Annotated in this window: 9 protein-coding genes and 1 pseudogene; 4 read left to right on the top strand and 6 right to left on the bottom strand. The window is 67.9% G+C overall.

The features are described 5' to 3' along the window. Nucleotides 1–1,289, top strand: a 1,289-nt coding sequence (locus VJ655_RS00435; RefSeq protein WP_324097416.1) for a DNA polymerase, incomplete at its 5' end; no start/stop codon positions are given. 177 nt (nt 1,290–1,466) lie between these two features. Further along, nucleotides 1,467–3,413, top strand: coding sequence for a methyl-accepting chemotaxis protein (locus tag VJ655_RS00440; RefSeq protein ID WP_324097417.1), 1,947 nt, complete (start codon nt 1,467–1,469; stop codon nt 3,411–3,413). A gap of 66 nt (nt 3,414–3,479) precedes the next feature. Here the strand turns inward: VJ655_RS00440 and VJ655_RS00445 are convergent, their stop codons facing one another. After that, nucleotides 3,480–3,617, bottom strand: coding sequence for a hypothetical protein (locus tag VJ655_RS00445; protein WP_324097418.1), 138 nt, complete (start codon nt 3,615–3,617; stop codon nt 3,480–3,482). Nucleotides 3,618–4,120: 503 nt separating this feature from the next. After that, nucleotides 4,121–5,308: an acetyl-CoA C-acyltransferase gene (locus VJ655_RS00450; protein WP_324097419.1), complete on the bottom strand. Its 1,188-nt coding sequence runs from the start codon at nt 5,306–5,308 to the stop codon at nt 4,121–4,123. A 274-nt stretch (nt 5,309–5,582) separates the two neighbouring features. Here VJ655_RS00450 and VJ655_RS00455 point away from each other — a divergent pair, with 274 nt between their 5' ends. Beyond that, a complete protein-coding gene (locus VJ655_RS00455; RefSeq protein WP_414646904.1) occupies nt 5,583–7,958 on the top strand; it encodes a TonB-dependent receptor in 2,376 nt (791 codons plus the stop codon). 109 nt (nt 7,959–8,067) lie between these two features. Further along, nucleotides 8,068–9,812: pseudogene (locus VJ655_RS00460) on the top strand (N-acyl-D-amino-acid deacylase family protein). Here the strand turns inward: VJ655_RS00460 and VJ655_RS00465 are convergent. The 4 genes from VJ655_RS00465 to VJ655_RS00480 form a co-directional block, all read right to left on the bottom strand. Further along, nucleotides 9,813–10,244 (bottom strand): DUF1330 domain-containing protein, encoded by a 432-nt coding sequence (locus tag VJ655_RS00465; protein ID WP_324097421.1) that lies wholly within the window; start codon nt 10,242–10,244, stop codon nt 9,813–9,815. It abuts the pseudogene before it with no gap. A gap of 68 nt (nt 10,245–10,312) precedes the next feature. Next, a complete protein-coding gene (locus VJ655_RS00470; protein WP_324097422.1) occupies nt 10,313–11,014 on the bottom strand; it encodes a TPM domain-containing protein in 702 nt (233 codons plus the stop codon). A gap of 1 nt (nt 11,015) precedes the next feature. After that, complete coding sequence (locus VJ655_RS00475) at nt 11,016–11,795, bottom strand: TPM domain-containing protein (RefSeq protein WP_324097423.1); 780 nt, start codon at nt 11,793–11,795, stop codon at nt 11,016–11,018. A gap of 109 nt (nt 11,796–11,904) precedes the next feature. Next, nucleotides 11,905–12,206 (bottom strand): LemA family protein (locus tag VJ655_RS00480; protein WP_324097424.1); only part of this gene is annotated, 302 nt, incomplete at its 5' end.

The raw sequence follows: 12,206 nt of genomic DNA on the forward strand, positions 1-12,206 counted from the left end.
ACGTCACCCTGCGGCTCTATGAGGTCCTCAAGCCGCGCCTGGCGCGCGAGGGCCTGCTGACAGTCTACGAGACGCTGGAACGGCCGTTGCCGGCGGTTCTGGCGATGATGGAGAACAACGGGGTCAAGGTGGATCCCGAGGCCCTGCGCCGTCTCTCCAACGAGTTCTCGCTGCGCATGGCGCAGTTCGAGGTCCGCGCCACCGAACTGGTCGGCCGCCCGTTCAACCTGGGCAGCCCCAAGCAGATCGGCGACGTGCTGTTCGGCGAGATGCAGATGAAGGGCGGCAAGAAGACCGCCACCGGCCAGTGGTCGACCGACAGCGACGTACTGGAGAGCCTGGCGCTGGAGCATGAGCTGCCGCGCGTCCTGCTGGACTGGCGTCAGCTGAGCAAGCTGAAGGGCACCTACACCGAGAACCTGGTCGCGGCGATCGCGCCGGGCACGGGGCGGGTGCACACCTCCTACGCCCTGGCGGCCACAACCACGGGCCGGCTGTCCTCGTCGGACCCGAACCTGCAGAACATCCCGGTCCGCACCGAGGAAGGCCGCAAGATCCGCAAGGCCTTCGTGGCCGAGCCGGGCAAGGTGCTGATCAGCGCCGACTACAGCCAGATCGAGCTGCGCCTCTTGGCCCACATCGGCGACATTCCTCAGCTGAAGAAGGCGTTCCAGGAGGGTCTGGACATCCACGCCATGACGGCCTCGGAGATGTTCGACACGCCGATCGAGGGCATGGACCCGATGATCCGCCGCCGGGCCAAGGCCATCAACTTCGGCATCGTCTACGGCATCAGCGCCTTTGGCCTGGCCAACCAGCTGGGCATCTCGCAGGGCGAGGCGGGGGCCTACATCAAGACCTATTTCGAGCGCTTCCCGGGCATCCAGGCCTATATGGACGCGACCAAGGCCTTCGTGCGCGAGCACGGCTATGTCACCACCATCTTCGGCCGCAAGATCAACATTCCCGAGATCCAATCCAAGTCGGCGGGCCAGCGGCAGTTCGCCGAGCGGGCGGCGATCAACGCCCCGATCCAGGGCGCGGCCGCCGACGTCATGCGACGGGCCATGATCCGCATGCCCGAGGCGCTGGAGACGGCGGGGCTATCGGCCAGAATGCTGCTGCAGGTGCACGACGAACTGGTCTTCGAAGCGCCGGAGTCCGAGGCGGAGGCCGCCATGCGGGTGATCGTCGGGGTCATGGAGAAGGCGGCCGAGCCTGCCGTCGCGCTTTCCGTGCCGCTTACGGTCGAGGCGCGCGCGGCCCTCAATTGGGATGAAGCTCACTAAACCTAAATCGGGTTTCGCCACCGGCTTTGCGACACTAAGTCGCGTCAGGGTTAATGTCTCCGCAACCGTAACCGCGCGATTTCTGTAGGCGACGTCCGAGATCAAGATCACAGCACAAGTCGCGGTGTGCGTTTGAGATTCCATCGGTCGTCGTTCTGCGAACGAGGAGCTCGCCCGGTGTCTTTCGGCAACTTGAAGATCCCCCAGAAGTTGATGGCGGTTTTCGCCGTTATGCTTGCCACGATCATGGCCATGGGCGTGGCGCTGTACGTCAACAAGGTGAATCTCGGTCATTCCGTCGAACGGACGGAGCGCGCCTACGAGATGCTGCGCGCCGCCGACACCGCGGCGTTCCGCCTGACCCGCCAGGAGAACTCGCTGCGCGGCTTCCTGCTCTCGTCCGACCCCTATTACGTCAAGCGTCTGGAAGAGGCGCACAAGCCCAAGTTCCTCAAGGCCCTGGACGACCTGAAGGCGCTGGCCGACGGCGACGCCGGCGATCTGGCGCGCATCGCGGCCGTCGACGCCGCCTACGCCAACTATCGCAAGCTGGCCATCGAGCCCGGCGAGCGGCTGGGCGCCGACCCGGCCACCCGCGAACAGGCGATCGATTTGGTGAAGCACGACGGCGTCGCCGACCAGGCGGTCACCCCGGTCGAGGACGCCATCGAGGTGATCACCAAGCACGCCGAGCAGGTGTTGGCCTCCGAGGCCGCCGCCCAGAAGAAGGCGTCGCTGCAATCGACCCTGGTCCTGGCCGTCGGCATCCTGATCACCGCCGGTATCGCCATCGCTGGCGGGCTGCTGCTGACCGGCGCCATCGCCCGTCCGGTCGCGGCGATGACCAACGTCATGCGCCGCCTGGCCGCTGGCGACAACAGCGTTGACGTGCCCGCCATCGGCCGCAAGGACGAGATCGGCGACATGGCCGCCGCCGTGACCTACTTCAAGGACGCGGCGATCGAGAAGATCCGCGTCGAGCGCGCCGCCGCCGAGCAGCGCGAGGCCGCCGAGGGCGAGCGCGCCGCCAACGAAGCCGAGAAGGCCGCTTCGGCCCGCGAGGACAGCGTGGCGATCACGGCGCTGAACGAGGCCCTAGACCACATGGCGTCGGGCGACCTGACGCATCGGATCACCATCGCCTTCGCGCCGAAGGCCGAAAGCCTGAAGACCAACTTCAACGCCGCCGCCGAGCGCATGCAGCAGACGATCCAGTCGATCAGCCAGGCCACCGGCGGCGTCAACAACGGCGCCGACGAGATCGCCGACGCCTCCGACAGCCTGTCGCGTCGCACCGAGCAACAGGCCGCCAGCCTGGAAGAGACCGCCGCCGCCCTCGACGAGATCACCGCCACCGTCCGCAAGACCGCCTCGGGCGCCAAGGAAGCGTCCCAGGTCGTGGCCACGGCGCGCTCCGACGCCGAGCGTTCGGGCCGCATCGTCAGCCAGGCCGTCTCGGCCATGAGCGAGATCGAGACCTCGTCCAACCAGATCAGCCAGATCATCGGCGTGATCGACGAGATCGCCTTCCAGACCAACCTCCTGGCTCTCAACGCCGGGGTCGAGGCCGCCCGCGCGGGCGAGGCCGGCAAGGGCTTCGCGGTCGTCGCCCAGGAAGTACGGGCCCTGGCCCAGCGCTCGGCCGAGGCCGCCAAGGAGATCAAGACCCTGATCTCGACTTCCACCCAGCAGGTCGAGGCGGGCGTGGATCTGGTCGGTCAGACGGGCGAGGCGCTGAACCGCATCGTCGAGCAGGTCGCCTCGATCGACGCTCTGGTCACCGAGATCGCCGCCTCCGCCACCGAGCAGGCCACCGGCCTGAACGAGGTGAACACCGCCGTGAACCAGATGGACCAGGTCGTTCAGCAGAATGCCGCCATGGTCGAGGAAGCCACCGCAGCCACCCACTCGCTGAAGGGGGAGGCCAAAGCGCTGATGGATCTGGTCGGTCGCTTCCGCGTGGCCCAAGGCTCCGCCGCCGCGCCGGCCCAAGCTTCGCCGGCGCCCGCCACGCCGCGCTCGGCCGCTCCGGCGGCGCCCCGTCCTTCGCGCGCGGCGCCCGTGTCACGCCCCGGTCGCGGCTCTGCCGCCGTGGCGGTCAGCCAGGATTGGGAAGAGTTCTGATCAACGAAGGCCGGCCGACGGCTTTGGCGATGGGCTCTCCGGGCGACCGGGGAGCCCTTTCGTTTTCTAGTTTCCGTTCAGCGCGATCGTCTCGAACGACGACTGGGTCGGCTGGGGCTGATGACTCGCGCCCGGAGTCGGCAACGCCAAGCCGATAGCGGCGGCGAGGAAGAGGGCGACGGCGAAGAAGGCCTTGCTGGCCATGGTCCTGTCTCTGATCTGCGTCGTGAAGCGACAATCGCGGACGCTGACGCAGGCCTAGATGGCTCCGCGCGCGTCGGGTTCAAGAGCCTCGCCGACCCATGGTTTCTGAGGCGTCTGCGAGATGTCCTGAACCAACAAGAAAGGCCGGAAACCGCCTTGACGGTTCCCGGCCTTATTTTGGTGCGTTCGGTGGAACCTTCTGGGCTGTCATCCCGGCCAAGCGCGAAGCGCGCCGAGCCGGGACCGCCGGAAACTCCGAGCCCGTTGCGGTCCCGGGTCTTCGCCCGGGATGACACGTTGAAATCAGAAGATTTCGAACAGGCCGGCGGCGCCCCGCCGAGATCGCGAAAAGCGATCTCAGCCACTTTTCACTGATGGGCGCCGTCCTCCGTCCTGATCGAGATCAGAAGATCTCGAACAGGCCGGCGGCGCCCCGCTGAGATCGCGAAAAGCGATCTCAGCCACTTTTCACTGATGGGCGCCGTCCTCCGGCCTGATCGAGATCAGAAGATCTCGAACAGGCCGGCGGCGCCCATGCCGCCGCCGATGCACATGGTGACGACCCCGAACTTGGCCTTGCGGCGCTTGCCTTCCAGCAGGATGTGGCCGGCGCAGCGGGCGCCGGTCATGCCGAACGGGTGGCCGATGGCGATCGAGCCGCCATTGACGTTGTACTTCTCGGGATCGATGCCCAGGCGGTCGCGGCTGTAGAGGCACTGCGAAGCGAAGGCCTCGTTCAGCTCCCACAGGTCGATGTCGTCGACCTTCAGGCCGTGGCGTTCCAGGAGGCGCGGCACGGCGAAGACCGGGCCGATGCCCATCTCGTCGGGCTCGCACCCGGCGACGGCGAAGCCGCGGAAGGCGCCCAGCGGCTCGAGGCCGCGACGCACGGCTTCCTTGGCCTCCATCACCACCACGGCGGCGGCGCCGTCCGACAGCTGGCTGGCGTTGCCGGCGGTGACGAAATTGCCTTCGCCCATGACGGGCTTAAGGCTGGCCAGGCCTTCCAGCGTGGTGTCGGGACGATTGCACTCGTCCTTGTCGACCACGTAGTCGACGAAGCTCTCTTCCTTGGTTTCCTTGTTGACCACCTTCATCTTGGTGGCCATCGGGACGATCTCGTCCTTGAACAGGCCGGCGGCCTGGGCGGCGGCGATGCGCTGCTGGCTGCGCAGGGCGTATTCGTCCTGGTATTCGCGGCTGACATTGTAGCGCTTGGCCACGATGTCGGCGGTGTCGATCATCGCCATCCACAGCGCCGGATGGGTCTTCATCAGCTTTTCTTCGGTGATGTGGAAGCGGTTCATGTGACCGCCCGCGTTCACCAGCGAGATCGACTCGACGCCGCCGCCGACGGCGACATTGGCCCCGTCGTTGCGCACATAGTTGGCCGCCGTGGCGATGGCCTGCAGGCCCGACGAGCAGAAGCGGTTGATGGTCTGGCCCGAGGTGGTGACCGGCAGGCCGGCCCACATGGCCGCGTTACGGGCCACGTTCATGCCGGTGGCGCCTTCGGGGCCGCCGCAGCCCAGGGCTACGTCCTCGACTTCACCGCCCTCGAGACCGGCGCGCGACACCGCGTGCTGGATCGCATGGCCGGCCATGGCCGCGCCGTGAGTGTTGTTGAAGCCGCCTCGGACTGATTTGGCCAGGCCCGTGCGGGCGTAAGAGACGATGACCGCTTCGCGCATAAAGGCGCACTCCCCGTAAAACGTTAGTTTGAATTGCCGCCACCCTAGACCGGCTTTTCGCGGTGTGAAAGATCACGCGAACGTAAAGGGAAATTCGCCAGGACGCCGTACGCCTTTTCGAAGCATGGCGACACCGGTGTCTAAAATACTGATTTTTCACGTCTTCGTTTCGCGTTGACTTTCCCCGATTCCGGGATGAACGCTCAGATTGTGCCGTGGGCTCGACCTCGCGGCGCGGAAAAACGAAGTTCGGGAGGAAAGAATGACCATCGCCATGCCGCGCCGTCTGGCGCGTCGAGCGCTGCTGGGCGCCAGCGCGCTCGCCACGATCTTCGCGAGTCCAGAACTCGCGAGAGCCCAGCAACAGACCAACGCCGTCGAGGAAGTCATCGTCACCGCCACCAAGCGCGACGCGACCATCCAGGACATCCCCTTTTCCATCAACGCCCAGACCGAAAAGGACATCCAGCGCTCGGGCGCGGTGACACTCGAGGACCTGTCGCGCAACGTCGCCGGCCTGACGATCCAGAACCTCGGTCCAGGCCAGAGCCAGGTGTCGGTGCGCGGCGTCTCCGCCGGCCAGGTCGTCCGCGACCAGCCCGGCGTGAAGGAGCAGGTCGGCGTCTATCTCGACGAGTCGGTGATCTCGCTGTCGCTGTTCACGCCCGATATCGATCTCTTCGACCTGAACCGGGTCGAGACCCTGCGCGGGCCGCAAGGCACGCTGTTCGGCTCGGGCTCGGTCGGTGGCACGATCCGCTACATCACCAACCAACCCAAGCTTGGGGTCTCGGAAGGAACCTTCGAGGCCAACGCCAGCCTGGTCGGCGGCGACGACTTCGGCGGCCACGTGAAGGGCGCGGTCAACGTGCCGATCTCCGACAAGGTCGCCATGCGCGCGGTCGGCTACCTGACCCGCTACGGCGGCTTCATCGACGCGCGCAAGGAAGGCGGCAAGGTCGAGAAGAACGTCAATGACGGCACGCGGCGCGGCGGTCGGATCGCGTTCCTGATCCAGCCCACCGAGAGCTTCAGCCTGACCCCACGCGTGGTCTATCAGGAGATCCGCGCCCACGGCTTCAACCGCCAGGAGGCGTTCAACCTCTTCGCCAACAACAACACCACGACCCGGCCCAAGATCCAGCTGGGCGAGCGCGAGCAGTACCTGCTGCTTGACGAGAGCTTCGCCGACAACACCCTGCTGGCCGATCTGACCGCCAATCTCGACCTGGGCGGCGCGGCCCTGACCTCGGTGACCAGCTATATCAACCGCGACATCGCCGTGAACCGCGACGCCAGCGCCCTGACCGGCAGCGTCTCGGTCGACCTGGGCTTCCCGGCCGCCGCCGTGCTGCTGCCGTCCAAGCTGGTCGACACGACCGATCTCGAGCAGTTCACCCAGGAGCTGCGCCTGGCCTCCACCGGCGACGGGCCATTCCAATGGGTGATCGGCGGCTTCTATTCAAAAGTCGACCGCGTCTACAATCAGCGTCTGCCGACCCCAGGCTATGACGCCTATACCGACGCTGTTCTCGGCGCGGGCACTTCGGCGGCGGTCGCCAACGGCTTCCAGCTGAACTCGCCCTACGACGCCTACCTGCCCTACGACATCAAGCAAAAGGCCGTGTTCGGCGAGGTCAATTACACGGTCGGCAAGCTGACCGCGACGGCGGGCGGGCGCTACTACGATTTCAGCGAGACGCGCCAGTTCAAGTCCGGCGGCCTGTTCGCCAACGGCGACAACCGCACCGACAAGACCTCGTCGGACGGCTTCACCCCGCGCTTCCTGCTCAGCTACGACGCCACCGACAACGTCACCTTCAACGCCCAGGCCTCGAAGGGCTTCCGCCTTGGCGGGGTCAACGACCCGCTGAACATCCCGCTGTGCTCGGCGTCGGACAAGGCGATCTTCGGCGGCTATCAGTCGTATGACGACGAGACGCTGTGGAACTACGAGGGCGGGATCAAGTCGCGCTTCGGCGGCGTCCGGTTCAACGGCGCGGTGTTCTACACCGATATCAAGAACCTGCAGACGACCCTGGACGCCGGCTCGTGCAGCTCGCGCGTGGTGTTCAACGTGCCCAAGGCCCACACCAAGGGGGTCGAGGCCGAGCTGACCGCGCGCCTGGCCTCGGGCCTCGACATCGGCCTGTCGGGCAGCCTGCTGGAGGCGCAGTTCGACTCGACCGTCAAGGACGGGACGGGCGCGGTGATCGGCGGCATCCGCGACGGCAATCGCCTGCCGTCGGTGCCCAAGTTCCAAGTCTCGTTCGACGTCACCTACAATCGCGAGGTCTGGGAGGGCGCCAACGGCTACCTGAAGGCTTCGATCCAGCACGTCGGCAGCCGCTTCACCCAGGCCAGCGACCAAGAGAACAACCCGCGCTCGTTCGTCTCGAACCTGCCGTTCGGCGGGGCGACCGGGTTGGTTCCGACCGTCATCGACCTGAAGCTGCCCGGCTACGAGATCGTCAATCTCAGCGCCGGGGTGGAGATGCAGGACGGCGTCGACGTGACGCTCTACGTCAACAACCTGTTCGACGAGAACGCCCTGCTGTCGTTCGACCGCGAACGCGGCGGGCGGGCGCGCCTGGGCTACTCCGTCGGCCAACCCCGGACGATGGGCGTGACGGTGCGCAAGAGCTTCTAGGAAGGGAGAGGGTGGTCGCTCCGGCGGCCGCCCGTCTTCCGCAGGGGTAAGCTTGACGCCTATCCGGCGCGGACGGACGCTCGTCCCAACCAATAAGGGAGGACGCGGCATGGCGGATCGCGCCTACGATCTGGTTCTGCGGGGCGGGACGGTGTTCGACGGCTCGGGTGCGCCGGGCGTCGTCGCCGACGTCGGGGTCAAGGACGGCCTGATCGCCGCCGTCGGTCCGGGCCTGGCGGCCGGAACCGAGGAAATCGACGCCCGAGGACGGATTGTCACCCCCGGCTTCGTCGACATCCATACCCACTATGACGGCCAGGCTACCTGGAGCGGCCAGTTGGGGCCCAGCTCCGGACATGGCGTCACCACGGTGGTGATGGGCAATTGCGGCGTCGGCTTCGCGCCGTGCCGGCCGCAGGACCACGACCGCCTGATCCGGCTGATGGAGGGCGTCGAGGACATTCCGTTTCCGGTGCTGACCGAAGGGCTGCCGTGGGCCTGGGAGAGCTTTCCCGACTATCTCGACTTCCTGGCCGGCCGCGCCTTCGACGTGGACGTCGGAGCCCAGCTGCCGCACGCGGCCCTGCGCGTCTATGTGATGGGCGAGCGCGGGGCCAACCGCGAGCCGGCCACGCCGGCCGACATCGCCGCCATGGCCGCGATCGCCAAGCGCGCGGTCGAGGCCGGGGCGTTGGGCTTTTCGACCTCGCGCACCCTCAACCACCGGACCAGCGACGGCCAGCCGACCCCCACCCTGACCGCTGGCGAGGACGAGCTGACGGGCGTCGCCCTGGGCTTGCGGCGGCCGGCAAGGGCGTGCTGCAACTGGTCTCTGACTTTTTTCCCGACGGCGCGGCCGAGCTGGCCATGGTCCGGCGGATCGTCGAGCGTTCGGGCCGGCCGCTGTCGTTCTCCCTGGTCCAAAGCCCCAAGTCGCCCGAGGGCTGGAAGGCGATGCTGGCGGGGCTGTCGGCGGCGGTCGACGCCGGCCTGCCGATGAAGGCTCAGGTTTGCGGCCGTCCGGTCGGGGTGCTGTTCGGCCTGGAACTGACGCTCAACCCCTTCAGCCAGACCCAGACCTACGGCGAGATCGCCGGCCTGCCCCTCGCCGAGCGCGTCGCCGCCTTGCGCGACCCGGCCTTCCGCGCCCGCCTGCTGGCCGAGGAGGCTGATCCGCAAGGTCCCTTCGCTGGCCGGGCGCTACGGGCCTGGGACATCATGTATCCGATGGGCGCGGATCCGGATTACGAACCGACCGCCGACAAGAGCGTGGCCGCGATCGCCGCGCGGGAGGGGCGCGACCCGGCCGCCGTGGCCCTCGACGCCATGCTGACGAACGACGGGCGCGGCATGCTCTACCACCCGTTCCTGAACTATGCGGACGGTTCGCTGGATCCCAGCTTCGCCATGCTGACCCACCGCGACACCGTGCCGGGCCTGTCGGACGGCGGGGCGCATGTCGGCATGATCTGCGACGGCAGCTTCCCGACCAGCAACCTGATCCACTGGACCCGCGATCGTTCGCGAGGCCCGAGGATCCCACTGGAGACCATGATCGCCCGCCAGACGCGCGACACCGCCGCGACCGTCGGCCTGCTGGATCGCGGCCTGATCGCGCCCGGCTACCGCGCCGATCTCAACGTCATCGACTATGAGAAGCTGAGCCTGGAGGCGCCGCGCGTGGCCTACGACCTGCCGGCTGGCGGCCGACGCCTGGTCCAGGGCGCCCACGGCTATGTCGCCACCATCGTCGCGGGCGTCGTCACCCAGCGCGACGGCGAACCGACCGGCGCCCTGCCTGGCCGCCTAGTGCGCGGCGCCCAGCCCGCGCCGCTGGCCCTGGCGGCGGAGTAGCTATTCGCCGAAGCCTTCGCCCGGTGTCAGCGGCGCCAGGCGGATCAGACGCGAGTCCTCGACCGCCGCCTGCCGATGTTTGACGAATTGGCGGTATTCGGGGTTCGTGACCATCGCCAGGAAGGCGCTCGCATTCGGATATTCGGCGATGAAGGCCAGGTCCCAGCGCTCTTCCGCGGGACCCGTGACCACGACCTCGGGCCGTCCCGCCCAGACCTGTCGGCCGCCCAGACTCTGGAACAGCGGCGCGGTGGAGCGGCCATATTCGCGATAGGCGTCGAGGCCGCTCATGGCCTTGCCGTGGTTGGGATGGTCTTCGGCGTAGTCGGCGAGCGGCTTCAGCCGGATCAGGTTCAACATCTGGATCGGCGTGTCGCGGGGCAGCGCCTTGAAGGCGTCGAACTGCGCGCGGGTGGGGTCGATGCTGGACATGGGACGTCCTCCTCGGTGCGCGAGGATCATGGCGCCGCCGCCGCCGACGACGCCAGTCGTCCCCGGCGTCAACGTTTCGGCAGGATGGTCAGGCCGTCGGACAGTTCGTTGCGGTTGTCGCCGCGCGGGGGGACATGTTCCGCCAGGATCGCGCCGGCCCGGCCCACGGCGGCCACGAAGCCGTCGGCCACCCGGCCCTGCTTCAGCCCGCCGACCAAGTCGGCGACCACGTCGTTCCACACCGCGTTCGGCGCGGCGGCGTAGATGCCCTCGTCGGCGATGACCTCGACGCGGTGTTCGGCCAGGGCGGCGAAGATCAGGACGCCGGTGCGGTCGCGGGTGACGTGCAGGCCGTGGCTGAGGAACTGCTCCATCGCCGCGCGCTTGACCCGGGCCGCCTTCAGCGAGCCGGGCGTCAGGGCTCGGCGGACGGCGGGGATCGAGACGACGAGCGCGGCCGCCACGAAGATCACGGCCTGCAGGGCGATATAGGTCGACAGGGCCGACAGAATGGCCCCGTCCATCGCCGCGGCGTGGCCAACGCTCCAGCCGCCGAACAGGCGGGTCAGCATTTCGGGGCGAAAGCCGGCGAACAGCGCCGCGGCTGGCAGGACCAGGGCCGTGGCGGCGGCCCAGACGAGCGGGGTCTCGCGATAGTCGGACACTTCCGGCGTCAGGACGCAGAAGATCTCGCCGGCGGTGGTCTTTTCGGCCTGGGCGACCGCGGCCGCGATGCGGTCCAGGTCTTGAGGAGTCATGTTGACCGCCATCTCACCAGCTCCCCGAACTGCCGCCGCCGCCGAACGATCCACCGCCTCCGGAGAAGCCGCCCCCGCCGCCGCCGCTCCAACCGCCACCGCCGCCCCAGCCGCCGCCTCGGCGGTTGTCGCTGAGGGCGCCCAGGATGATCCAGGGCAGGGCCGAGGACAGGCCGCCGCGTCGCCGGCCGCGAAACAGGCTGGAGAACACGAAGATCAGGAACAGCACGACCAGGAAGGCCGCGACCGGCGAGCCCTGGACTTTGCGGCTCTCGGGCTGGCTGGCCTCGGCGATGCGGGCCTTGGCCTGGTCGGCGGGCAGGCTGAGCTGCTCGACCAGGGCGTCGGTCCCGGCCACGATCCCGCCGGAAAGGTCGCCGTCGCGGAACTTGGGCAGGATGGCGCTCTGGATGATCACGCTGGAGAGGGCGTCGGTCAGGACGGGCTCCAGGCCATAGCCGACCTCGATCCGCACCTTCCGCTCGTTGGGCGCGACCAGCAGGATGACGCCGGTGTCCTTGTCCTTCTCGCCGATCCCCCAGGTGCGGCCCAGCTGATAGCCGTAATCCTCGATCGGATAGCCCTGCAGGCTGGGCACGGTGGCGACCACCAGTTGGCGGCCGGTCGTGGTCTCGAGGTCTTCCAGCTTCGTCGTCAGGTCGCGCTCGACGTCGGGCGACAGCACCTGAGCCTGGTCGACGACCCGGCCGGTGAGGGGCGGAAAGGTGGGCGCGGCGAGGGCGGGCAGGGCCACGGTCAAGGCCAGCGCCAAAGCTGCCCAAAACCCGCTCATTCCCGCGAAAGCGGGAATCCAAGCGGACTTGGCCGCGGCGCCGCCGCGCGAAACCGTCAGGCTCGGCTTGGGTCCCCGCTTTTGCGGGGATGAGCGGAGATTTTGCAACCTAGTTGACCTTCGGCGGGGTCGCCGTGGGCGGGCTGGAGAAGTCGACGGTCGGAGCGCTCTGGGCGGCGGCGGTGGCCTGGAACAGTTGGGCCGGCTTCTGGCCGCTGTAGACGGTCTTGGCCCACAGGATGCTGGGGAAGGTGCGCAGGGTGGTGTTGTACTTCTGGGCGGCCTCGTTGTAGTCGCGGCGCGCGATGGCGATGCGGTTCTCGGTGCCTTCCAGCTGGCTCTGCAGGGCCATGAAGTTCTGATTCGACTTCAGGTCCGGATACTGCTCCTGGATGACCATCAGGCGGCCCA

The sequence above is a fragment of the Caulobacter sp. genome, assembly GCF_035254145.1.
Taxonomy (GTDB): domain Bacteria; phylum Pseudomonadota; class Alphaproteobacteria; order Caulobacterales; family Caulobacteraceae; genus Caulobacter.

Bases quoted from the DNA above. Each gene is read 5' to 3' on its own strand.
- VJ655_RS00475 (WP_324097423.1), bottom strand. From the start codon at position 11,795: ATGAGCGGGTTTTGGGCAGCTTTGGCGCTGGCCTTGACCGTGGCCCTG.
- VJ655_RS00470 (WP_324097422.1), bottom strand. From the start codon at position 11,014: ATGGCGGTCAACATGACTCCTCAAGACCTGGACCGCATCGCGGCCGCG.
- VJ655_RS00465 (WP_324097421.1), bottom strand. From the start codon at position 10,244: ATGTCCAGCATCGACCCCACCCGCGCGCAGTTCGACGCCTTCAAGGCG.
- VJ655_RS00450 (WP_324097419.1), bottom strand. From the start codon at position 5,308: ATGCGCGAAGCGGTCATCGTCTCTTACGCCCGCACGGGCCTGGCCAAA.
- VJ655_RS00455 (WP_414646904.1), top strand. From the start codon at position 5,583: ATGCCGCGCCGTCTGGCGCGTCGAGCGCTGCTGGGCGCCAGCGCGCTC.
- VJ655_RS00445 (WP_324097418.1), bottom strand. From the start codon at position 3,617: ATGGCCAGCAAGGCCTTCTTCGCCGTCGCCCTCTTCCTCGCCGCCGCT.